General features: G+C 71.3%; 17 protein-coding genes and 1 tRNA gene. 9 read left to right on the forward strand and 9 right to left on the reverse strand.

Annotation, left to right across the window (positions count from 1 at the left end; translation table 11 throughout):
* Position 1 precedes the first annotated feature (1 nt).
* Positions 2 to 934 (reverse strand): DUF5715 family protein, encoded by a 933-nt coding sequence (locus Asera_RS03815; protein WP_030449678.1) that lies wholly within the window; start codon positions 932 to 934, stop codon positions 2 to 4.
* A 134-nt stretch (positions 935 to 1,068) separates the two neighbouring features.
* Positions 1,069 to 2,706, reverse strand: a complete 1,638-nt coding sequence (murJ, locus tag Asera_RS03820; protein ID WP_051803051.1) for a murein biosynthesis integral membrane protein MurJ — start codon at positions 2,704 to 2,706, stop codon at positions 1,069 to 1,071.
* A 156-nt stretch (positions 2,707 to 2,862) separates the two neighbouring features.
* Here murJ and coaA point away from each other — a divergent pair, with 156 nt between their 5' ends.
* The 4 genes from coaA (at position 2,863) to Asera_RS03840 (ending at position 7,091) form a co-directional block, all read left to right on the forward strand.
* The gene (gene coaA, locus Asera_RS03825; RefSeq protein ID WP_211255808.1) at positions 2,863 to 3,780 is read left to right on the forward strand and encodes a type I pantothenate kinase; all 918 of its coding nucleotides are present in this window, start codon (positions 2,863 to 2,865) and stop codon (positions 3,778 to 3,780) included.
* Between the two features lie 52 nt (positions 3,781 to 3,832).
* The gene (locus Asera_RS03830; RefSeq protein WP_030449675.1) at positions 3,833 to 4,045 is read left to right on the forward strand and encodes a hypothetical protein; all 213 of its coding nucleotides are present in this window, start codon (positions 3,833 to 3,835) and stop codon (positions 4,043 to 4,045) included.
* Positions 4,046 to 4,102: 57 nt separating this feature from the next.
* Positions 4,103 to 5,059, forward strand: coding sequence for a D-2-hydroxyacid dehydrogenase family protein (locus tag Asera_RS03835; protein WP_030449674.1), 957 nt, complete (start codon positions 4,103 to 4,105; stop codon positions 5,057 to 5,059).
* A 226-nt stretch (positions 5,060 to 5,285) separates the two neighbouring features.
* Positions 5,286 to 7,091, forward strand: a complete 1,806-nt coding sequence (locus Asera_RS03840) for a glycoside hydrolase family 15 protein (RefSeq protein WP_051803050.1) — start codon at positions 5,286 to 5,288, stop codon at positions 7,089 to 7,091.
* 97 nt (positions 7,092 to 7,188) lie between these two features.
* On the opposite strand, the gene Asera_RS03845 is transcribed toward Asera_RS03840, so the two are convergent.
* The 3 genes from Asera_RS03845 to Asera_RS03855 form a co-directional block, all read right to left on the reverse strand.
* Complete coding sequence (locus Asera_RS03845; protein WP_030449671.1) at positions 7,189 to 12,666, reverse strand: ATP-binding protein; 5,478 nt, start codon at positions 12,664 to 12,666, stop codon at positions 7,189 to 7,191.
* 279 nt (positions 12,667 to 12,945) lie between these two features.
* The gene (locus Asera_RS03850; RefSeq protein ID WP_030449670.1) at positions 12,946 to 13,860 is read right to left on the reverse strand and encodes an endonuclease/exonuclease/phosphatase family protein; all 915 of its coding nucleotides are present in this window, start codon (positions 13,858 to 13,860) and stop codon (positions 12,946 to 12,948) included.
* Positions 13,861 to 13,905: 45 nt separating this feature from the next.
* Entirely contained in the window at positions 13,906 to 14,172 is a 267-nt protein-coding gene (locus Asera_RS03855) for an ArsR/SmtB family transcription factor (protein WP_244843725.1), read from the reverse strand.
* Between the two features lie 10 nt (positions 14,173 to 14,182).
* Here Asera_RS03855 and Asera_RS03860 point away from each other — a divergent pair, with 10 nt between their 5' ends.
* The 4 genes from Asera_RS03860 to Asera_RS03875 all read left to right on the forward strand — a co-directional run bounded on the left by Asera_RS03860 (position 14,183) and on the right by Asera_RS03875 (position 17,586).
* A complete protein-coding gene (locus tag Asera_RS03860; protein ID WP_084132844.1) occupies positions 14,183 to 14,722 on the forward strand; it encodes a cation diffusion facilitator family transporter in 540 nt (179 codons plus the stop codon).
* Between the two features lie 283 nt (positions 14,723 to 15,005).
* Entirely contained in the window at positions 15,006 to 16,094 is a 1,089-nt protein-coding gene (locus Asera_RS03865) for a hypothetical protein (protein ID WP_212804507.1), read from the forward strand.
* Positions 16,095 to 16,114: 20 nt separating this feature from the next.
* A complete protein-coding gene (locus Asera_RS03870) occupies positions 16,115 to 16,774 on the forward strand; it encodes a hypothetical protein (protein WP_030449667.1) in 660 nt (219 codons plus the stop codon).
* On the forward strand, positions 16,771 to 17,586 hold the full coding sequence (locus tag Asera_RS03875) for a nucleotidyltransferase domain-containing protein (protein WP_030449666.1): 816 nt from the start codon (positions 16,771 to 16,773) through the stop codon (positions 17,584 to 17,586). The genes Asera_RS03870 and Asera_RS03875 overlap by 4 nt, the downstream gene beginning before the upstream one ends.
* Before the next feature lie 9 nt (positions 17,587 to 17,595).
* Here the strand turns inward: Asera_RS03875 and Asera_RS03880 are convergent, their stop codons facing one another.
* Genes Asera_RS03880 through Asera_RS03895 form a run of 4 tightly spaced genes read right to left on the reverse strand, consistent with a single transcriptional unit; the run spans position 17,596 to position 21,534 of the window.
* Entirely contained in the window at positions 17,596 to 18,171 is a 576-nt protein-coding gene (locus Asera_RS03880; protein ID WP_030449665.1) for a GTP-binding protein, read from the reverse strand.
* An 18-nt stretch (positions 18,172 to 18,189) separates the two neighbouring features.
* Entirely contained in the window at positions 18,190 to 18,564 is a 375-nt protein-coding gene (locus Asera_RS03885; RefSeq protein ID WP_030449664.1) for a DUF742 domain-containing protein, read from the reverse strand.
* A gap of 4 nt (positions 18,565 to 18,568) precedes the next feature.
* Complete coding sequence (locus Asera_RS03890; protein ID WP_211255806.1) at positions 18,569 to 18,973, reverse strand: roadblock/LC7 domain-containing protein; 405 nt, start codon at positions 18,971 to 18,973, stop codon at positions 18,569 to 18,571.
* A gap of 56 nt (positions 18,974 to 19,029) precedes the next feature.
* Positions 19,030 to 21,534 (reverse strand): sensor histidine kinase, encoded by a 2,505-nt coding sequence (locus Asera_RS03895; RefSeq protein WP_084132840.1) that lies wholly within the window; start codon positions 21,532 to 21,534, stop codon positions 19,030 to 19,032.
* A gap of 1,133 nt (positions 21,535 to 22,667) precedes the next feature.
* Here Asera_RS03895 and Asera_RS03900 point away from each other — a divergent pair.
* Positions 22,668 to 22,740, forward strand: a tRNA-Lys gene (locus Asera_RS03900).
* Positions 22,741 to 22,884 lie beyond the last annotated feature (144 nt).

The following is a 22,884-nucleotide window of genomic DNA, read 5'->3' on the forward strand; positions in this document are numbered from 1 at the left end:
GTCAGCCGCCCAGCGCCGCGTCGAAGTCCCGGCGCAGCGCGGGTAGCGCCGCCGGGCTGAGGCACACGTGCCAGACCTGGCCCTCGTCGATCACGTTGACCTGGCCGGCGTCCTGCCGGGCCAGCAGCTCGGCGGCGAGCACGTGCCGGGCGCCGTAGCGCGCGTACCAGGCGAGTTCGACGTCGACCGCGTAGCCGGAGCAGTGCGCGGACGCCGGCATGGTCGGGTACCCGAGCCGGGTCAGCCGGTCCTGGTGCCGGGTGCTGCGGGCCAGGCTGGTCACCCACAGCGGCGGGGTACCGGCCGGGGCCCGCTCGGCGAACCGGCGGGCGACCTGGTTGAGCAGCGCCACCGCCTCCGGCCGGGTTCGCGGGTACCGGAGGCCGGCGGTACGCGGCGAGCGCTCCGGCCACAGGCCGCGCTGGACGGCGCGCCGGTGCGCGGACCGGATCGCCCGGCCGACCAGGTGCGTGGGCTGCCGGCGGTACCGGAAGCCGAGCCGGCCGGCGCGCCGCAGCGGCTCCAGGTCGACGAGGTCGGCCGCGGCGCACAGCTCGGCGCCGGACGGGTACGCCGGCGAGCGGCCCCACCACAGCGCGTCGATCTGGGCCAGCAGCTGCACCCGGACCAGCGGTACCGGCTCGCCGCCGGGCCGCCGCAGCACCGCCCGGACCGCGCGCAGCAGGTCGCCGAGTACCGCGGTGCGGCCGCGCGGCGTGGCCGCGAGCAGGCCGGCGTACACCGGTTCGGCCAGCCGCCGGGTGAGGATCGCGGGTGTCCGCGCGGGGTCTCGCGTCAGCTCGGCGAGCAGGTCGGCGACCGCCGACCGGTAGGCCGGGACGTCCGGTCCGGGTACCGGTGGCGCCGCCCGGCGTCGTCGGCGGGCCGGCCGCAGCCCGGGTGCCGGTCGCAGATCCTGCTTGGGTGATCCCATGCCTTGCTCCCCGTGGACGATCCCGCTGTGGACGATCCGGCCGTGGGCCGGGCCCCGATGGACGGTGCCTCCGTGGTCGAGACGAGCACGCCTACGAAGGTAACAATACGTATCCAAATAATCTCAATTTGTAGTCACCTGGCGTGTCGGTCGGCGAGTCGAGCACGCACCAGACCGGACATCGCCCGTACCTCCGGGACGTGCACGACCCGGCCGGCGAGCCAGCCCCCGACGAGCCCGGCGGCGGTGCCGGCGAGCAGGGCGGCCAGCGATCCCGGTACCCCGCGACCGGCCACCGCGGTCACCGCCGCCACCGCCGCCCAGCCCGTCCCCGCACCGGCGCCGGACACCAGGACCAGCCGGCCGACGGTGCGCCCCACCCGGCCGAACCCGAGCGGCCCGAACCGGTGCCGCAGCCACAGCTGCCCCAGCACCAGCCCGACCAGCTGCACCCCGCCGTACGCCACCGCGAGGCCGGCGACCACCCGGCCCGGCGCCAGCAGCCGCGGCACCAGCAGGCACGCCGGGACCAGAACGGCCGCCATCGCCGCGTTGATCCCGGCCGGCGTGCGGGCGTCCCTGAGCGCGTAGCAGACCTGCCGCTGCAGCGTCCCGATCGCCATCGGGACCAGCCCGAACGCCGACACCGCGAGGACCGTACCGACGGTGCGGGCGGACGCCGGCGACACCGCGCCGCGGGCGAAGACCACCGTGGACAGCGCCGGCCCGAGCACGATCAGCGCGGCGGTGACCGGTACCAGCGCGACGGCGGTGAGCCGGCTGCCCAGCGACAGGTCGGCGAGCAGCCCGGCCGTGTCGCCGGCGGCCGCGGCCCGGCTCATCCGCGGCAGCAGCGCGGTCAGCAGCGCCACGCCGATGATCCCGTACGGCATCTGCAGCAGCAGGTGGGCGTTGGTGTACACGGTGGAGCCGACGCCGGACGCGCGCCCGGCGGTGTTCGCCGCCGACGTGATGACCAGGTAGCCGGCCTGGCTGATCGCCGCGTCGACGAGTACCCAGGCACCGAGCCGGCCGGCCTCGGCCAGCCCCGCACCGCGCCAGTCGAACCGCCACCGCCAGCGCAGCCCGACCCGCCGCAGCGCCGGCAGCAGCACCACCGCCTGCGCCGCGATGCCCACCGTGGTACCGATGCCGAGCAGCCACGCGCCGCCGGCCGGCATGCCCGCCGGGGTCAGCTCGCCGGCCCCGCTCAGCAGTACGAACGCCACGCAGGTACCGATCACGACGAGGTTGTTGAGCACCGGCGACCAGGCCGGCGGGCCGAACACGCCGCGGCTGTTGAGCACCGCACCGAGCGCGCCGTACAGCGCGTAGAACACGATCTCCAGCAGCATGATCCGGGTCAGCAGGGTGGTCAGGGCGACCTGCGCCGGATCGTCGCGGATGCCGTACAGCCAGGTCAGCGCCGGCGCGGCGAGGACCGCGAGCGCCGTCACCGCGGTCACCCCGACCACGATCAGGGTGAGCAGCCGCTGGGTGTACGCGTCGCCGCCGTCGGCGTCCCGGCGCCGCGCGTGTACCAGCAGCGGCACCACCACGCTGCTGAGCAGGCCGCCGAGCAGCAGCTCGTAGATCAGCGTGGGCAGCAGGTTGGCGGTGTTGTACGCGTCGCCGACCAGGCCGAAGCCGATCGCAGCGGCCAGCGCGGCGGTACGCAGGAAGCCGGTCGCCCGGGACACCGCGCTGCCGAGCGCCAGCACCCCGGTCGCCCGGCCGAGTCCGGCGGTGCCGGCCCGCGTCACGATGGCCACGAGCACCGATCGTAGTTAGGCAATTACCTTTTGTCGGGCGAAGGCGGGTCGCCAGGCGGTGATCCCGCGGGTGCGAAATGTGACTTTCGGCGGGGAAACCGCACAGCAGGCAGCCCCGGCTCGGCACCACCGGAACGACGATGTTCACTGTTTCGCGTGTCTCACCTGACCCCTTACGTGGAACTGAGCCGCGCGCAATGGCGCACGCTGCGCAGGTCCACCCCGATGCGGCTGACCGCCGACGAGCTGTCCCGGCTGCAGGGCCTCGGCGACGTGGTCTCGCTGGACGAGGTCGCCGACGTGTACCTGCCGCTGTCCCGGCTGCTGAACCTGCAGGTCGCCGCGCGCCAGCGGCTCAACGAAGCGACCCGGGTGTTCCTCGGCGAGACGCCCGCGCCGGTGCCGTTCGTGATCGGCATCGCCGGCAGCGTCGCGGTCGGCAAGTCGACCATCGCCCGGCTGCTGCGCACCCTGCTCGCCCAGTGGCCCGACCATCCGCGCGTCGACCTGATCACCACCGACGGCTTCCTGCTGCCGAACGCCGAGCTCAAGCGGCGCGGCCTGATGGAACGCAAGGGGTTCCCGGAAAGCTACGACCGGCGGGCGCTGGTCCGGTTCGTCACCGACGTCAAGTCGGGCCAGGCCGAGGTGGCCGCACCGGTGTACTCGCACCTGACGTACGACATCGTGCCGGGCGAGCGGAACGTGATCCGGCAGCCGGACATCCTGCTCGTCGAGGGGCTGAACGTGCTCCAGCCGGCGCCCCGGCTGGCCGTCTCCGACCTGTTCGACTTCTCCCTGTACGTGGACGCGCACGCCGGCGACATCCGCCGCTGGTACGTGGAGCGGTTCCTGAAGCTGCGGCAGACCGCGTTCGCCGACCCCGCCTCGTACTTCCACCGGTTCGCGGCGCTGTCCGACGAGCAGGCGGTACAGACCGCGACCGGCATCTGGTCGGCGATCAACGAGCCGAACCTGGTCGACAACATCCGCCCCACCCGGCCGCGCGCCACCCTGGTCCTGCAGAAGGGCCCCGACCACTCCGTCGAGCGGGTCCGGCTGCGCAAGCTGTGAGCCCTCCACCGGGTGACACGACATCGAACAGGTGTTCGATAGAGTGGCTGGCGTGACGGTGGTACGGGGCTGGTGGAACGGGCAGGACGATCCCGGACGGCGGCAGCAGGTGGTGATCCACGAACGGTCCGGCCGCTGGCGGGTCGACCACCTCGGCCCGCGCGAGTCGTACGAGTACGTGTCCTGTGTCGACCCGCGCCAGGCCGACGCCGAGGCGGCCCGGTTCCTCGCCCGCGGCACCAACTGGCGGCCACTCCCGCGCTGACCCGGCGGCCAGCTGGGTGGCCACCGGGACGGTCGCGGCGGCTGGCATGCTGGCGGGATGGCACTGCCGCGCTGCGCGATCCTCGACGACTATCAGAACGTCGCACTGACCTCGACAGACTGGTCACCGCTGGCCGGCCGGCTCGAGCTCGACCGGTTCGACCGGGCGCTGGCGGCGGACGAGCTGGTCGACGCGCTGCGCGGGCACCAGGTGGTGGTGGCGATGCGGGAACGCACGCCGTTCCCGGCGGCCGTGTTCGACGCGCTGCCCGAACTGCGCCTGCTGGTCACCACCGGGATGCGCAACGCGTCGATCGACCTGGCCGCCGCGGCCGCGCACGGGGTCACGGTCTGCGGCACCCGGGGCAGCAGTACCGCGACCGCGGAACTGACCTGGGCGCTGATCTTCGGCCTGGCCCGCAACCTGGTCGACGAGGCGAACGGGATGCGCGCCGGCGACTGGCAGCGCGGCATCGGCCTGGAACTGCGCGGCCGTACCCTCGGACTGCTCGGCCTCGGCCGGCTGGGCAGCGCGGTCGCCGCGGCCGGCCAGGCGTTCGGCATGGACGTGCTCGCCTGGAGCCCGCATCTCACGCCGGAGCGGGCCGCGGCCGGCGGCGCCCGGCTCGCTGCCGACGCCACCGAGCTGTTCGCGGGCAGCGATGTGGTGTCGATCCATCTGGTGCTCTCCGACGCGACTCGTGGCCTCGTCGACGAGCGGTTGCTGCGCGCGATGCGGCCCACCGGCTACCTGGTGAACACGTCCCGCGGGCCGATCGTGGACCGCACCGCGCTGGTACGGGCAATGCGCGAGGGCTGGTTCGCCGGCGCCGGCCTCGACGTGTACGACGTCGAGCCGCTGACCGCCGACGACGAGCTGCGCCGGCTGCCGAACGTCCTCGCCACCCCGCACATCGGGTACGTGACCCGGGAGGCCTACGCGACGTTCTACGGCGACGCGGTGGCCGACGTGCTCGGCTGGCTGGACGGTGAGCCGGTTCGCGTCCTCGGCTGAGCCGGTTCGGTCCGCGGCGCCGCCGCAGACCGGTCCGGAGGTGCGGCACCGGATCACGCCGTCGCCGCCCGCTCGGTCCCGGCTCTTGCCGGGGCGGCCGGCTCGGCACCGCTGCTCGCTGCTCGCCGGTGCGGCTCGGCATCGCTGCTTGCCGGTGCGGCTCGGTACCGGCGTTTGCCGGTCGGTGCGGCCGGCCGCCACGTAGCGTGGTACGGGGGTGTGCCGCATGCGGATCGAGGACTACGCGCTGATCGGTGACCTGCAGACGGCAGCGCTGGTGGGGCGCAACGGATCGGTGGACTGGCTGTGCCTGCCGCGGTTCGACTCGGCGGCCTGCTTCACCGCGCTGCTCGGCGAGCCGACGCACGGCCGGTGGCTGATCGGCCCGGTCGACCCGGTCACCCGGATCTCCCGGCGGTACCGGGACGGCACGCTGATCCTGGAGACCGACCTGGAGACGGCGGACGGCGCGGTGCGGCTGATCGACTTCATGCCGCCGCGCGAGCCCGGCGCCCGGCCCCAGCTGACCCGGATCGTGCAGGGCCTGCGTGGCCGGGTACGGCTGCAGGTCGAGCTGGTGGTGCGGTTCGAGTACGGGTCGGTCGTGCCGTGGGTGCAGCGGGTACCGGACGGGGTGGTCGCGCAGGCCGGGCCGGACGCGCTGCACCTCGCCACCTCGGTACCGCTGCACGGGCACGAGCTGACCACGGTCGGCGAGTTCGAGCTCGCGGCGGGCGGCACGGAGCGGTTCATGCTGACCTGGTTCCCGCCGTACGAGCCGCCCGGGCTGGTGGAGGACGCGTACTCGGCGCTGGCCCGGACCGAACGGTGGTGGCTGGACTGGTCCGGCCGGTGCGGCTACACCGGTGCGTACGCCGACGAGGTGTTGCGGTCCCTGATCGTGCTGAAGGCGTTGACCGACCGGCAGACCGGTGCCGTCGTGGCGGCGCCGACCACCTCGCTGCCGGAGGACCTCGGCGGCGAGCGCAACTGGGACTACCGCTACACCTGGCTGCGCGACTCCGTGCTGGCGCTCAACGCGCTCCTCGCCGGCGGGTACACCGGCGAGGCGCGGGCCTTCGCCGACTGCGTCTTCCGCGCCACCGCGGGGCATCCGGAGCAGATGCAGATCATGTACGGGATCGCCGGCGAGCGGCGGCTCGCCGAGTACGAGCTGGACCACCTGCCGGGATACGAGGGCTCCCGGCCGGTACGGGTCGGCAACGCGGCGGCCGGCCAGTTCCAGCTGGACGTGTACGGCGAGGTGCTCGGCGTCGCCGCCGTGGTCGCCGGCCACGTGGGCCGGTACCCGGACCGGCAGTGGCGGCAGCAGCGCAAGCTGCTGGACTACCTCGACGGCGTGTGGCAACAGCCGGACGACGGGATGTGGGAGTCGCGCGGCCCGCGCCGGCACTACACCCAGTCGAAGCTGATGGCCTGGGTCGCGTTCGACCGGGCGGTCGCGATGGCGAACCGGTTCGGGCTGGACGGCCCGGTCGAGAAGTGGGCGGCGACCCGGGACGCGATCCGGGCCGAGATCCTGGACCGTGCCTGGGATCCGCGCCGCGAGACGTTCACCCAGTACTACGGGTCCACCGCGTTGGACGCCGGGGCGCTGATGATCCCGCTGGTCGGGCTGCTGCCCGGCGGCGACCCGCGGGTGACGTCGACGATCGACGTGGTCCGCGCCGAGTTGGGGCGCGACGGGTTGCTGTCGCGCTACTCCACCGATGACACCGACGACGGCCTGCCCGGTACCGAGGGGCAGTTCCTGGCCTGCTCGTTCTGGCTGGTGGATGCGTTGGCGTGGAACGGAAGGCGGGACGAGGCGCGGGAGCTGTTCGAGCGGCTGCTGGGGCTGGCCAACGACGTCGGCCTCTTCGCCGAGGAGTACGACGTGCGGCACGGCCGGCAGGTCGGCAACTTCCCGCAGGCGTTCACCCACCTCGCGCTGATCAACGCCGCCCGGGTGCTCAGCCCCGACCAGCCGCACCCGTTCGAGCAGGCACCGCCCGCGCCACGGTCCAGCTAGGACCGTCCACATCGGACGGTCAAGCACGGCCGAACGCGAAGGCCCGGCACCGGCCCGCGTGGGCGGGCCGATGCCGGGCCCGGGCGACAGATCCGGTTCACGCCTCCCGCGTCGAGGAGCGCAGGCCGGCCTCGATGGTGGCGATGATCCGCGGTCGAAGCTCCGCCGTGCGGATCACCGCGTCGACCGAGCCGACCTCGACCGCGCGCTGGATGCTGTGGATCCGGTCGAACTCGGCGGCCACCTCGCCGATCTTCTCCGCCCGTACCGTGGTGCGCAGCTCGTCCAGCTCGGCGGTCAGCACCGCCCGCTCGGCGCCGGACGCCGCGGTCGCCCGCGCCTCCAGCTCCCGCACCCGCGGATCGGCGGCGACCCGCGACTTGACGTCGGCCGCGAACACCACGGCCGCGGCCGGCGCGCCGCCCAGCACCGAGGCGTACGAGCCCTCCAGCGCGAGCACCGTCATGTTCGGGTTGAGCGCCTTGGAGAACACCACGAACGCACCGCCGTGGTAGCGGGAGATCACGCAGAACACGATCGGGCCGTCGAAGTTGACGATCGCCCGGCCGATCTCCGCGCCGTACTCCAGCTGCAGCTTGCGCATCGACTCCGGGGAGCCGTCGAAGCCGGACAGGTTCGCCAGCACCACCAGCGGCCGGTTGCCGCTGGCCGCGTTGATCGCCCGGGCCGCCTTCTTCGACGAGCGCGGGAACAGCGTACCGGCGGTGTAGGCGTCCGGCCCGTCGGTGGGCGGGAAGCCGCGCCGCGGCACCGATCGCGACTCGATGCCGAGCAGACAGACCGGGTAGCCGCCGAGGTGCGCGTCCTGCACCACCACGGTCTCCGCGTCCGCCATGCTGGCCCACCGCTCCAGCGTCGGGTGGTCCTGGTCGGACAGCGCCCGCATCACGGTACGGATGTCGAACGGCTTCTTGCGGTCCGGGTTCGCCGCCGAGAAGATCTCGCCGACGGTCCGGAAGTCGCTGCCCGCAACGGAATGCGGGAAGTCGCTGACGTCCCGGTCGGCCGGGTCGGTCGTCTCCGCCCGCCGCGGCGCCGCCTCGCCGGGCACCACGTACGTGTGGTCGTAGTGCGCGAGCAGCACGTCGTGCGCCGCGGCGAGGTTCGGCGCCCAGTACTGGGCCTGGCCGTTCGGGCCCATCACCCGGTCGTAGCCGCCGATGCCGAAGTTGTCGTCGGCCGACACGCCGCCGGAGAAGTCCAGCGCCTGCTTGCCGGTCAGCACCATCGCCGAGTCCGGCGTCATCACCAGGATTCCCTTGGTGTGCATGAGCATCGTCGCCTCGGCGTTCCAGTACGGCTGGGCGCCGACGTTGATGCCCGCGACGACGACGTTGATCTCGCCGCCGGCCTGGGTGAACTCGACGATGCGCTTGAGCGCCGCCGCCACCCAGTCCATGTTCTCGGTACCGGACCGCATCGCGATCCGGGCGCCGGACGACAGCGTGTACCACTCCAGCGGTACCCGCATCCGCTCGGCCAGGTCGAGCGCGGCGATCACCCGGCGGCACTCCGGCTCGGACAGCGCGCCGAGCGACTTGGTCGGGTCGCCCAGCAGTACCACCCGGGTGACGCCCTCGGGATGCCGCCGCGTGACGGTGGTCGCGACGCCGGCGACGATGCCCGCGGTGTTGCGGCCCTTCGGCCGGTGCACCGGCACCAGCGCGTGCGCGTCGTCCAGATCGTGCTCGACGAACTCGCCGAGCAGCTCGGTCACCTCGTACGGGTAGACCGAGTTGCGGCTGCGCGCCCGCAACGCCTTCAGCCGGTAGTCGTCCAGCGGCTCGAGCGGCTCGTCCGACGGCTCGCCGAACACGACCTGCACGCCACCGTTGGCGTCGAAGCAGATCCGCATCGCGATCTTGTTCAGCGCACCGGTCTGTGGGTCCCGCCGCCGCCCGATGAACAGGATCTCCTCCAGCCCGGCGCCCGCGGTCGCCGGCAGCACCCGCTTCGCGATGATGTCGAGCTCGTCGTCGGTCAGCTCGCTTGGCGGCCACACGTACAGCACGATCCGGTTGGTGTTGAAGCGGTTCCGCGGTGACCGCCGGGACTGGGCCCGCCGGATGGAGTCGACGCAGGTGGCGACGACGTCCTCGGCGGTCGGCAACGCCACCAGCCGGCCGTCCTGCTCCCGCAGCGGGCTCAGATCCCGTACCTGGGCGAACGCGACGAGCCGGTCGTCCGACGGGTTGTCCGCCGCGACGCACTGGAAGAGGTAGACCTCCTCGTCCGAGGACGGCAGCCGGGTCAGGTCGTACCGGTTCAGCCGCTCCAGCTGCATCCGCTGCGCGATGTACGGGTGCAGGCCGCGGATCAGCCGGTCCTCGGTCATCCCGGTGGGCGAGGCGCGGAAGGTGAAGTGGTGGTGCATCGCGCCGGCGCGGCCGCCCGCCAGGGTCACCGTGAGCCGGCGCACCTGGTACGGCAGCGGGTTGGCGCGAACCACCTCGGACAGCGCGGCGGCCATCTCGTCCGCGTCGCCGGGCAGGTTGTCCCACGACAGGTACACGTCGGCGTCGATGGTGGTGTCGCCGGTCGCCAGCTGTTCCAGCCCGCGCAGCGCGTCACCCAGCCGTTCGAACCGCACCGCGGCCGACACCAGGTAGGACCCGGCGCGCTCGGCGACCACGAACGTACCGAGCGGGACCCGGCTGGCCCGGACGTTGGTCAGCCCCTTGTTCCCGTAGTACCGCCGGGTCAGCACCTCCAGCATCACGGTGTTGTCCTTCTCGGCCCGCGGCAGCCGCTGACCGAGCAGCCGCACCAGCGGCTCGGTGGTACGGACCATCTCGGCGATCCGGTCGGCCCGGTCCGGCGCGTCCGGATGCGCGTCCAGGTAGCGCAGGTGCGCCCGCACCTTCGCGTACACCTTGGCCCGGGTGCGGCGCAGCAGCGGCTGGCCGAACCAGCCGAACACCACGCCGCGGGCGAGATCGGAGACCACCGGGAAGCGGAGCTGGGTGGCCGACACCAGCCGCTCCAGCGCCAGCCCGGTCGGCTCGCGCAGCGTCCCGTCCGGCGGCGGCTCCTGCAGCCAGGCGCGCAGCAGCGCGGTGACCACGCCCGCATCGGTGGCCGACCGCTGCTGGGCCAGGAAGATCCGGAACACCGCCGCTTCCAGCTCCGGGCTGCGGGTCAGCTCGGTCACGCCGTAGTGCGCCAGCGCCCGTTGCAGCTTGGCCTGGAACGAGTCGGGCAGCCCGGCCCGCTCGACGTCCAGGCTCTGCAGGTAGGCGTGCAGGTACTCGCGGGGGCTGTGCACGTGGGTGTCGGTGCCGTCCTCGTCGGTCGGCCGGTTGCGGCTCAGCTCGGCGAGATCGGCGAAAACCTCCACCAGCGCCAGCTCACCGGACAGCGGCCGGTGCCCGGACGCGACGAGTTCGCGGCGCGCGGCCAGGTAGTCGTCGAGCACCCGGCGCTCGTCGTGCGGGTCGACGTCGAAACCCAGCAGCAGGCTGCGCAGATCCTCCTGACCGCGGCGGACCCGGTCGGCCGCCGGCACCGTCGTCGGCCCGTTCGGCAGGTCCAGCTCGACCGGAGCGGCCGGCTGCTCGACGGCGGCCTCGGCGTCGTCGTCGGCGAGCGGCTCCAGCCGCAGCAGCGGCGCGCCGGTTTCCACCTGGCTGCCCACCGACACCGTGCATTCCTTCAGCCGGGCCCGGAACGGCGCCTGCAGCACCGTCTCCATCTTCATCGACTCCAGCACCAGCACCGGGGCACCGGCCTCGACCTCGTCCCCGACCGCCAGCGGCGTCGCCACGACCAGCGCCGGTACCGGCGAGCGGACCACGCCGCCCTCGTCCCGGCTGACCCGGTGCGTCACCCCGTCCACCTCGACCAGGTGCACCGGCCCGTGCGTGTCGGTCAGCAGCTGGTACCGGGCGCCGTTGACCACGATCTGGCCGGAGTACCGGTCGAACCGGTCCAGCTCGACGTCTGCGGTACGCAGCTCGCCGCCCGCCTCGATGCCGACCCGGAACCGGTGCGCGCCCACCCGCGCGACCCGTACCCGGTAGCCGACGTTGCGCAGCTTGAGATCCAGCGGCCGGCCGCTGTCGTGCTGCACCTGCGGGCGGCCGCCGAACGCGGTCGACAGCAGCCGCTGCTGCTCGACGCGTTCCTCGTCCTCGTACACCTCGATGCCGGCAGCGGCGAGCGCCACCGCCGAGTGCCGGTGCGACACCAGCCGGCCCTCACCGCGGACCCGGTCGATCCAGCCGGTGTCCGCGCTGCCGTCGATCACCTCGGGCGCGTCGAGCAGGTCGAGCACGAAGCTCTTGTTGGTCGCGCCGCCCTCGATGACCACGGTGGTCTGCCGCATCGCCCGGCGCAGCCGGCCGAGCGCCTCGTCCCGGTCCCGCCCGTACGCGATGATCTTGGCGATCATCGAGTCGAAGTCGGCGGGGATGACGTCGCCCTCGCTGACGCCCGTGTCCACCCGGATGCCCGGGCCGGCCGGCAGGTCCAGCCGGGCGATCCGGCCCGGCGCCGGCGCGAAGTCGCGGTCCGGGTCCTCGGCGTTGAGCCGCGCCTCGATCGCGTGCCCGCGCTCCACCGGCGGGTTCCCGACCAGCCGGCCGCCCGACGCGACGTGCAGTTGCGCCTTCACCAGGTCGAAGCCGGTGGTCGACTCGGTGATCGGGTGCTCCACCTGCAGCCGCGTGTTCACCTCGAGGAAGGCGAGCACCTCGGTACCGGGGTGGTACAGGAACTCGACCGTCGCCGCGCCCCGGTAGCCGACCGCCACCGCCAGTCGCTCCGCCGACGCCTTCAGCTCGGTGACCTTGTCGGCCGGCAGTACCGGCGAGGCCGACTCCTCGATGATCTTCTGGTTGCGGCGCTGGATCGAACAGTCGCGGACGCCCAGCGCCCACGCCGTACCCTCGCCGTCCGCGATCACCTGCACCTCGACGTGCCGGGCGCCGGTGACCAGCCGCTCCAGGAACACCACGCCGCTGCCGAACGCGCGGGCCGCCTCCTGGCTGGTCCGCTCGTACGCGTCGGTCAGCTCGGCCCCGCTCGTCACCACCCGGATGCCCCGGCCGCCGCCGCCCGCGGTCGCCTTCAGCATCAACGGGTAGCCGATCTCGGCCGCCGCGGTCAGCGCCGCGTCCAGCGTCTCGACCGCGCCGCGGCTCCACGGCGCGACCGGTACACCGACCTCCTCGGCCAGCAGCTTCGCGCCGATCTTGTCGCCGAGGGTACGCATCGCCTCGGCGCTCGGGCCGACGAACGTGACGCCGACCTGCTCGCACAGCTCCGCGAACGCCGGGTCCTCGGCGACGAAACCCCAGCCCACCCACGCCGCGTCTGCGCGGGTCTCGCGCAGCGCGCGCTCCAGTACCTTCAGATCCAGGTACGGCCGGGCCGACGCCGGGCCGAGGTCGTAGGCGTGGTCGGCCTCACGGACGAACGTCGAGGCCCGGTCGACGTCGGTGTAGAGGGCGATGGTCTCGATCCGGTGCCCGGTCTGCGCGGAAAGCTCCCGCGCGGCGTGGATGAGCCGCCTCGCGGACTCCCCACGGTTGACGATGGCGACACGACTGAACACCCGACCCAGCCCTTCCGTAGACGACGAAGTGCGCGCCGCGCCGCGGCCGCCCCGGTCCACCCTGACGCCTGCCGACTCGTCCCGCCATGGAGCAACTAACGCACGTTCAGGACGCATCGTTGTAGGAACCCACCAAAAGCTCTCGGCCAGCTCCACCAATCCGATCCGACGAACCGATGCTATGGCCACCCGACGGCGGCCCACCATGGTGGTTCACCCAGCGTTGCGACCGCGACAGTGGCGCGGCGGGATCGACCGGCATGTCCGACTCGCCCGCGCTCATCCGGCCGGGGCCGCGCCGGGCAGCGCGCCGGTGTCGACGGTGACCAGTACCGGCCGATGGTCGGTGTCGGTACCGACCCGTCCGGGATCGGCCACCGCGTAGCCGGCGATCGCCGCCGCCGGAACCCGGTGGGTGGCGTACCAGCGGTCGATGCGCCGCGGCGGCTGCGGGTCGATCGGGTGGTAACCGGTGGTGGGCTGCCACGGCGCGCCGAAAAGCACCGCGCAGTCGCGCATCCCGCCGGCGTTCTCGAGCACCTCCGCCGCACCGCGGTCCACCTGCCCGTCGCCGCCGAGCTGGTAGCCGTGCGCCGGATGCCAGACCGGCGCCGGATAAGGGGACCGGTCGTAGTGGTGCCACCCGTCGCCGGTCTCGATCCGGCTGGCGCCGATGCTGTTCCAGTCGCCCCCGACGAACCCGGGCAGCGTGTCGGGGTGCATCGCGGTCAGCACCTGGTACGCGTCGGCGGCCCGCCACGGCGGCGAGTGCGGCGACAGGTGCACCGACCCGACCCGCAGCGGCGTGCCGTCGATGGTCAGGACGCAGGTGACCATGCCGTGCCACAGGCCGTGCGAGGCGCGGCCCAGCCGGACCAGGCTTCCCGGCCGTACCGACGCCCGATCCGCGCGCCACAGCAGACCCGCGTGGTACCGGCCGCCACCGGCCGCCGCCGCGGCCCGGCCGTCGACCTCGCAGTACAGCCCGGTCCGCTCGGCCAGTCGCCGCAGCGCCGCGTCCGCGCCGGCCTGCCGGGCCGGTTCGTCGGCGCCGTCGGCGATCAGCTCCTGCACCGCGACCACGTCGGCGTTCAGGCCGGCGACCAGCTCCTCGACCCGCCGCCACCGCTCCGGCTGGGCGGCCTGCTCGTCGTAGAGCTGCCAGGCGTTCACCGTGGCCAGCGTGATGATCATCCCCCGACCGTACCGATGATCGGCGAGATCGGGCGACGCGGCGACTCAGTCGTGGTCCGGCGCCCCGGTGAGGTGATGCTGGGCGGCGGCGAGGACCTCGTCGACCAGCCGCCGGACGTGGCCGCCGCGGGCGCGGTAGAGCGCGCGGCGGCCGTCCCGGCGGGTACGCACCAGCCCGGCCAGACGCAGCTTCGCCAGGTGTTGCGACACCGCCGGACGGGCCGAGCCGGTGGCGGCGGCAAGGCTGCCGACGTCGAGTTCCGCGTCGCGCAGCAGGCACAGCAGCCGCAGCCGGGTCGGATCGGCGAGCAACCGGAGGGCGGTGGCAGCGGTCTCGATCAGCTCGTCGTCCGGTAGCTGTTGCCGCATCTCGGTCGGCCGCCGGATCGGCTCCGCCGCCCTGGTCGCCGACGGCCTGCACGCCCGCACCGACGGCTTCACCTCCCTCACCGTACTGCTGGGCGCCGGCGGGGTGGCCATCGGCTGGAGCTGGGCCGATCCCATCGTCGGCCTGGCAATCACGGTGGCGATCGCGTTCGTACTCAAGGACGCCGCCCGGGAGATCTACCGCCGGCTGATGGACGCGGTCGACCCCGACCTGGTCGACGCCGCCGAGACCGCACTCGCCGCCACCCCCGGCGTCCGCGTCGTGGGCGCGCTGCGGCTGCGGTGGATCGGCCACCGGCTACACGCCGAGACCGACCTGACCGTCGATGCCAGCCTGTCCGTCCTCGACGCGCACGCCATCGCCGTCGACGCCGAACACGCGCTGCTGCACGCCGTACCGCGACTGTCCGAGGTCACCGTCCACACCGACCCCGCCACCGACAACGCCCACGAACCGCTCGCCCACCACCGCTAGGCCGGGTCCGCGAAGCCACACGAACCCGCGGCCCTCTGACACTCATCGTGTTGCCGAAATCACCCGATGTATGAGTGTCTGGTGATGCGGCGATGGAACTCGCCATGAGCTATTCCGCAACAACCCGCTGCTCCCTATATTGATCCTCATGACGTTTGTGGCTCACATGGTCGTTGTATCGCCTATCGAGTTCAGAGGCTGAAATGGGCAGTAACCCACCGTTATCTTTGAGCCGTCCGGGGACCGTTTCATTGCTTCGTATCGGAACAGGCTGTGACCGTCGATGAGCCTGTCGCCATTCACACAGAGGCCCATCCTGGGCCGCGCGATGGGCGAGTACCTCATCGATATCTGGACTACGGCGTGTGAAACGCTGGGTCTCGCCGCCGAGCAATGGCAGCCTCCCACGCAGGAGTTGCAGCGGTTGTTGCCCGACTGGGCCGACGACCAGATCCAGGCGGCGCCCCGCGAGACGTCCTACGTTGCCGATGACGGCTTCCCGGCGGAACTGTCGGCCAACTGGTCGGGGGCGCATCCGGAACTGCGGATGCTCTTCGACTGCCTGTCCGATGTCCCGCACCGCGCCGGGGTCACCGACCCCCGATCGAGCCTGTGGTCCGGCTCGTCGCTGTTCACCTCGATCAGCCGGCTCTTCCGGCAGCCGGTCGCCGCACCGCTGTGGCATTCGATGGCCTGGCGGGCGCCGAATCCGCCGGCGCACAAGGTCTACTTCGGACTGTACGGATGGCCTCTCGCGCGACGCGGTGCGGTCGTCGACCGGGCCATGCAGCTGGTGGGTCTGGGTCGGGCCTGGGAGCACGCGCGGCACCGGATCGAGAACGGCGCCCGCTACGGTTCGCGCGAGATCGAGTTCGTCGGACTCGACATCGGCGACAGCGCGGTGGCACGGGTGAAGATCTACTACCGCCATCAGGGCGTGGACGTCGCCGAGATGAACCGCGTCGCCTCCGTGGCGTTGCACCACGACGAGGGCCGCGCGCTCGCCGCCTACCGGATGCTGACCGGCGGCCGAGACGACGCCGGTGACGCACCGTTGACCTGCCTGGCGTTTCGTTCCGGCTATCAGCAGGCCGTCGAGGCAACGACGTATCTCCGAATGCCGAGCCTGACAACGTGTGAACAGGAGTCGGTCGAGCGCACATCCGCGCTGATGGAGTCGGAAGGCGTACCGGCGCAACGGTTCGTGGCGCTGACGGAGGCGTTCTCGCCACGCCGGTCCGACGGCGGCCGCGGTGTGCTGGAGTTGGTCAGCCATCGCGCCCGCCGCAGCGGCGACGTGACCACCTACTTTCGGTTCCCCACGTTCTCGCAGCCAGCCGCGTTGCCGGTGGCGTCCGCCCAACGAGCATGACCCGTAGAAAGGAGTCCACCATGAGCCAGCCCGACCGCTCGAACGTGGATCGCGTTGCCGAGTACAACAACCAGCGGCAGGAGCAGTACCGTGCGTCGCGCCTGTGCCAGCTGCTCCTCGACGACACGGTGGCCGAGGAAACGAAGAAGGCGACATTGCCTCTCCTGCAGCCGTGGTCCAATGCGTTCCAGCGCATGATCACCGCGCGGGTCCAGGCGGAGGCGTCCCGGATTCAGACCGACCAGGACCCGGAGCTGCTCGCCCTGGCGATCGAGCACTGGCAGGAAGAGGTCGGCCACAACGACATCCTGAAGCGCAGCCGGGGCGGTACGGACCAGGTCATCTGGGATCCGGTCATCGAGGCGGGTGCGGCGTGGTTCATCGAACAGTTCCGCACCCTGCCCGGCATGCAGCGCGCGATGCTGGCCCACCTCGTACTGGAAGCGGGCAGCCTGGTGTTCAGTCAGGCCGGCGTCCGCGCCTTCCCGCACGACGAGTACTTCGCCAAACACGACGAGGATGACGTCGAGCATCTGGAGATGGGTTATCGGCTGCTGCGAAGCCGATCGGACTGGTCTGTCGACGAGATGGTGACGATCATGGATCGGGGCTGGCAGATCATCACCCTGGTGTCCGACCGGATCGCCGAGTGCGCCGTGCGCGACACCGCCGCAGCATGATCGATACAGCACAGGATCGGGCCCGGGGGGTGGCGCTCGGTGCCGCCCGCGTCTGGCAGGCCGCGTTCGGCGAGCGGCTGACCGCGGCGTACCTGCTGGGCAGCCTCGCCCACGGCGGGTACTCGCCGTCGGCGAGCGACATCGATCTCGGCATCGTCCTTTCCGAGGTGCGGCCCGGCGACCGGCAACTCGCCGACGACTGCGCAACCTCGGTGCGGGAGCAGGCCGGACTCTACGGGAAGGTGTCGGCCTTCTGGGCGTCGCTGCCCGCGCTGCGCGACGGCCGGGAGGATGGACGGTTTCCGGCACTCGACCGGCTCGATCTGGCAGATCACGGGCAACTGCTGCTCGGCATCGCCGTGCGCGAGGCGGTCGCCCGTCCCGACCGGACCGAGTTGCTGTTGAGCAGCAGCCGGTTCGCGTTGGAGATCCTCGCGGTACCGGAGGTCGTGGCGGAGTTCCACCAGCCACAGCGGCTGCTGACCGACGTCGTCCTGTTCACCAAGGCCGTGCTGTTCCCGGTGCGGTTCCTGCACGCGACAGCGGAAGACGGCGGTGCGGTGGGCAACGACGTCGCGCTCGACTGGTACCTCGCGCAGCCCGATCCCGTCTCGGCGCCGCTCGTGCGGCTCGCGGCGTCGATCCGCGCGGGTGCGGCGCTAGACCCCGACAAGGCGTTGCCGCTCTTGGCCGGCCTCCGCCCGCTGTACCGGTGCTACATCGACGATCGGGTCGAACGGCTGCGCCTGGCCGGTGCGCCGGACGACCTGATCAGCGGGTTCGCCACCTGGCGAGACCGGTTGCGGGACTGACAGCGGCGATCACCTGGCTGCCGGTTCCCCGACCACCGGCAGCCGCGCCAAGGCATGTTCGGTCAGGCGGATCAGGGCACGCCGGACCGACTCGCGATCGCGGGCGTCAAGCCGCACGAACGGCACCTCCGTACCGAGCTTCAACGCGCTGCGGATCTCGTGGTCCTCGTAGGCGCAGACACCGTGAAACATGTTGACGCCCACCACGTACGGGATGCGACGCGCCTCGAAGTAGTCGATGGCGGCGAAGCTGCTGTTCAGTCGCGCCGGCCGAGGGTCGACGAGCACCAAGGCGCCCAGCGCACCGAGCGCCAGCTCGTCCCACATGAACCAGAACCGGTCCTGCCCAGGGGTCCCGAACAGGTACAGGACGACTTCTTCGTTGATCGTCCGCCGGCCGAAGTCCAGGGCAACGGTCGTGTTCGTCTTGCTCTCGACACCGGCGAGGTCGTCCACCGGCTTACTCGCTTCAGTCAACAGCTCCTCGGTGGTCAGTGGCGGGATCTCGCTCACCGAACCAACGAGCGTGGTCTTGCCGGTGCCGAATCCACCGGCGACCACAATCTTGACCGACTGCGGCTCCAAGATCGTTCCTTCCTCACATCACATGGCGCGCAGGCCGTCAAGGACCTGGACGAGTCTGTCCCGCGTGGGCGCAGCGGAGCTCGTGGTTCCGGAGCTGAGTGCCAGCACGCCGCGGTCGATCAGATCAGCCAACTGCCTTTTCGTGATCGTCAACGGCACCTTGCCGATCGCAGAGATCTCCGCGACGGTGAGCCATCGTTGACACAGCCGGAGGATCTGGACCTGATGCGGCTCGAAATAGGTGGGGTCGAGATCCGCCGTCGTCGCTCTCACCATGCTGCCCAGATTCAAGTCACTGGAAATGTCGGCGGTTGCGCGGCGGCCGGCAACCGCGTAGAGCGGGACCAGCCCGCCGGCGTCATCGTCGACCCATTCGTCATTCTGCCCGGCCATAAGGCTATCCTTCCAAACCGCCATTCAGGGCGGCTGTCGTGTCGCGAGGCTGCGATCCGAGGTGCACCCCGACACGCTTCACCAGACGGTTCATCTCGTAACCGACCTGGCCGAGATCCGCGTTGACATCGGCGAGTACCGCGAGGCACGCATTCGGTCCGGCAGCCGTGATGACCAGGTACGCGTCCTTCATTTCCACGATGGTCTGCTGCATCGGTCCGCTACCGAACTGCCGGGAAATCCCGCGGGCGATGCTCGCCAGCGAGGAGGCGCGGGCGGCCAGCGAGTCAGCACTGTCCTTGCTGATTCGCCGCGATCGCTGGATGAGCATGCCGTCGGTCGACACGGCCACGGCACACAGGGCATTGAGACCATCGACCAGATCGTCCAGCGCCCAGTCGACGTTCATCGGTGTGGTGGGAGTCTCACTCATGATGCTTTGCCGTTTCCTGTCAAGGGGTGTGTTCAGTTGTCCTCAGCGCGGCCAGCGTTGCTGCCCTGTTGGAACCGTGCCAACCGGTTGCGGATGAGTTCCGGATCTCCCATGTCGATCGCCTGCTCCGGCGTGCCGGGATGCTCCAGATCCTCACGCAGCTGCGGCGCGATGTGCTGCTGCGGTTGCCGCTCCGGCAGCGGCGGCCGGCCCGGCCGCGCATCGCGCTCGGGGACCTGTGGCTGCTGCCTGATCGCCGTGACCCGCGCCGGCGGCTCCACACCGATGTCCCGAGCACCCAACGAAGCGTGCCCCGTACCGGGCTGGATGCGCGGGGCCGGGCTGACCGGCCGAGCGGTCGGCGCAGGGCGGTGCGCCGAGCCGCTGTCGAGCCGGTGCGCGGCACCGTTCGTCGACAGGCCGGGGCGTCGCGGCGCGGGCGGGGCACCGACGAACGCGGGCATCTGCATCGTCTGCTCGACATCGCGCGGCACATCCACACTCTCGGCCATGCGGGAGATGTCGCCACTGCGGTCGGCTGCGTTGTCCAGCTGTGCCTTGGGAATCAAGACGACCGCCAGCACGCCGCCGTAGGGCGAGGTGGTCAGCGTCACCGTGATCCCGAGCTGCTTGGCGAGTTGCGCGACGACCCAGAACCCCAACTGCGACCCGTCGCCCAACGCGTTGACGTTGAACTCCGGCGCCTGCTTGAGCATCGCGTTGGCCTGGTCGAGATCCTCGGGCGCCATGCCGATCCCTCGGTCCTCGACCTCGATGGCAATACCCCGGTCCACGTACACACCACGCACCCGCACGTCCGACTCGGTGCTGGAGAAGCCGATGGCGTTGTTGAGAAGCTGCGTGAGCAGATGGATGGTCCCGTTCACGGCGTCGCCCCGCACCCGAACCTCGGGCGCGGTCTCCAGCTTGACCCGGTCGTAGTCCTCGGCCTGCGCCTTGGCAGCCTGCATCACCTGCAGCAGCGGAATGGGCGTCTGGAACTTCCGCCCCGGCTTACCGCCACCGAGGATGATCAGGCTCTCGTTGACGCCCCGCACCTGGTTGACCCGGTGATGGACCCGGAACCACTTCTCCAGACGGGCGGGGTCTTCCTCCGCCCGCTCTTCGGCATCGAGTGCACGGCTCGCCTGCTGCAGCGGACGCTGGTTGCGGTATGCGATGCCGAGGAACACACGCAGTACCCCGGCGCGCGCCTGGCCCTCACTCACCACGGCGTCGGCAGCAAGCACGACGGCGTCGTTGAGCGTCTTCCGCACGTTGTCGATCTCGTCCTGTCCCTGTTCGGCTTCCTCGTCAGCAGCCGAGTTGATCTGGCCCAACTCCTCACGCACGTTGACCCGCTCACCCGCCGCCAGTCGTTCCCGGATCGCCGGGAAGCGCGTCCGCACGATGAGGTTGGCGTCCTCACCGAGCTGGCGGATACGAGGGATCAGCGTCCGGCCGACCAGAACACTGGACCGGCGCAGGGCCCACAGAATCGCCAGGGCCACCACCGCAGCCGCGGCAACACTGCCGCCGATCGCCCAGCCGAGGTTCTGGTTTCCGCTGGCCAGCCCCTGCGCGGAGACCTCGTCGGCCTGCGACTTGGCCAGCTCGATCAGGTCGTTGGAGACCTGGTCCGTCAGCTTGCCCCACGCCGCCGAATCCACCGGAAGCCCGGTGGGGACGCCGCCTTGCCAGGCACCGTCGGCCAGGATCGCGTCCTCCGCGGCGGACAGGCGGGACCATTCGTCGCTGCGCATCATGCGACGGACTCCGGCACGAACGTCCGGAAGCAGATCCGCCTCGACGTTGCTCAGCTGCGAACGGTAGGCGCCGACCAGTTGGACGTACGTCAGGTAGTCGTTCGTGCTGAACTTCTTCGCGGCGAAGGCACCGGCGGCCTGAGATCCCGCACGCGACATCAGGTCGGACACCCGGAACAGGTCCGTGGCGGCGAAGCCACCCTGCGACGCGGTTGCGTCGGGGATGATCCGCGCCTGGGTGTTGAACAGTTGAATGGAAGCGTCGAGGATCTTGTTGTAGAACGCGTAGACGTTCTGCGGGCTGATGGTTCTCGCGTCGATCTGCGCACGGACCTTCGGCAGCTCGTGGAGGTAGCCCGTGACGGTCGCCATCTGGTCCTTGATCGACGCGGGGGCGCTGCCCAGTGCTGCCTTCGCGGCGTTCTGCATCGAGGCCAGGCCCTCGTCGCTGGTCGCGCGTTGCGCGTTCAGCGACCGTGTTCCCGCCGGCGTCCCCGCCGAGTTGGCCAGCTCGGCCATGCTCAGCTGACGTTCCTTCTGCAAGGAGGCGAGGCCGTTCACTGCAGGGATCGACACCTGCCGCACGCTCGAAGCCACCTGGCGCGCATAGACTCCGGTGTAGCCCAGGTACGAGGCGCCAACCAGCCACAACGCGATCAACGCGACGCTGGGAACCAGCGCGACGCGGACAACACCTTGCCGGATCGATCGTTGGCGCCGCGGCCGGCGGTCGCGACCCGCCTGGCGCTGATGGGTCTGCTGACTAGTCATTGCGCTCCATCAACAACGGTTGACATATTGCAAGCGCGTGCCCCCGCACCGGCGCCGTTCCCGCCCACACACTGTGCCGCCACGTCGTACGAGCCCACCGACCCGCGTTCACGATCGCCGTCGAGGCCTCAGCCACCCTCAACGAGGCAAGGCAGCCCCAATGACGGTGTTGACGGAACTGTGGCGAGTTGTGCCATGCACGGCCCCGCACTCTACCCTGTCCGAAATCGCGCCAGACACCTCCCGCGCGCGCCTCGGCGGCCCCAGCAGCCGCCACCGCCGCGTGCCGAGCCTGGCATTACAACACCGATACGGGCCGTGCGTAGCCCGGCAACCTGCCTTGATCGGACCCGGCCGGGACGCCGTCGAGAGTCACGGCTGGCCACGCTGGTCAACCCGCACGACGGCGGCGCGCGAGCCCACCGCCGACCACAGTCACGTGTTCAACCTCACCCCCAACGAGGGGCTCAGGCGCTCGCAAACACGCCAGCACGCCCTGCCGACGCGATTCAGATGACGAACATCTCGAGCCCAGTATTTGAGACGACGCGGCTGCCCGGCCAGCGACCAGCGCAGTCAGGCCGGGATTCTTGGCGTCGTCGTCGCGGACATCCCCCAGCAACCGAACGGGGACCCGATTCTCAACTGTTCGTAAAGCTTCCTTCGCTAATATCTCGTCCCGAGAAATGAGGCGGGCGCCGCCGCTGCTGAAGATGCGAATCCACCGACGGCGGCACCGGCAATCCTGGGCATGCTCCCGGTGACTGGCACACGGCGGGTCCAGCCGGTGGATGCCTCACCTGCGGCGCGGGAACGGGCGCGCGCTGGGCGCCTTCACGAGGCAGCCAGTGGTGGCGGGCGGAGCAGTGGCTGTCGTACGGCGGCCCGATCCACGCCGACCCCAGGACCGTCCATGCCACCCCGACCACGACCCAGGTGGCACCCGCTGAACGGCACGCGGCGAGCCGCACCGCATCTCCGTGCCACGACAGCGGCACCAGCCGCTGCTCGCACCGCCCCGCCGGGGGTGTCGCACCGCCCAGGCAACGCCGTGACCAGCACAGATACGCACCCTCAGGCGTGTGGACCGCGTACCCGGCCACCTCGAGCTTTGAGGTAGCCTGTCCCATGCCGGGTCGCTAGCTCAATTGGCAGAGCTGCGGACTTTTAATCCGTAGGTTGTGGGTTCGAGTCCCACGCGACCCACCCTCTGACCTGAGAAAACACCCTCATGGGCCAGTTTCCGTGGTGCTCGGGGTCGGCCCGAGGTCCCTGGTTATGCCAGTTTTCGACCGGTTTCACGTTGAGTCATAACATGGCTTTGACCTGCGGGAACGCTGTAATCGCCGG

This window comes from Actinocatenispora sera (assembly GCF_018324685.1).
Lineage (GTDB): Bacteria > Actinomycetota > Actinomycetes > Mycobacteriales > Micromonosporaceae > Actinocatenispora > Actinocatenispora sera.

Excerpts from the sequence above, each read along its gene's own strand:
- Asera_RS03815 (WP_030449678.1), bottom strand. The coding sequence starts at position 934 with ATGGGATCACCCAAGCAGGATCTGCGACCGGCACCCGGGCTGCGGCCG.
- Asera_RS03835 (WP_030449674.1), top strand. The coding sequence starts at position 4,103 with ATGGCACTGCCGCGCTGCGCGATCCTCGACGACTATCAGAACGTCGCA.
- Asera_RS03840 (WP_051803050.1), top strand. The coding sequence starts at position 5,286 with ATGCGGATCGAGGACTACGCGCTGATCGGTGACCTGCAGACGGCAGCG.
- Asera_RS03850 (WP_030449670.1), bottom strand. The coding sequence starts at position 13,860 with ATGATCATCACGCTGGCCACGGTGAACGCCTGGCAGCTCTACGACGAG.
- Asera_RS03865 (WP_212804507.1), top strand. The coding sequence starts at position 15,006 with ATGAGCCTGTCGCCATTCACACAGAGGCCCATCCTGGGCCGCGCGATG.
- Asera_RS03870 (WP_030449667.1), top strand. The coding sequence starts at position 16,115 with ATGAGCCAGCCCGACCGCTCGAACGTGGATCGCGTTGCCGAGTACAAC.
- Asera_RS03875 (WP_030449666.1), top strand. The coding sequence starts at position 16,771 with ATGATCGATACAGCACAGGATCGGGCCCGGGGGGTGGCGCTCGGTGCC.
- Asera_RS03885 (WP_030449664.1), bottom strand. The coding sequence starts at position 18,564 with ATGGCCGGGCAGAATGACGAATGGGTCGACGATGACGCCGGCGGGCTG.
- Asera_RS03890 (WP_211255806.1), bottom strand. The coding sequence starts at position 18,973 with ATGAACGTCGACTGGGCGCTGGACGATCTGGTCGATGGTCTCAATGCC.
- Asera_RS03895 (WP_084132840.1), bottom strand. The coding sequence starts at position 21,534 with ATGACTAGTCAGCAGACCCATCAGCGCCAGGCGGGTCGCGACCGCCGG.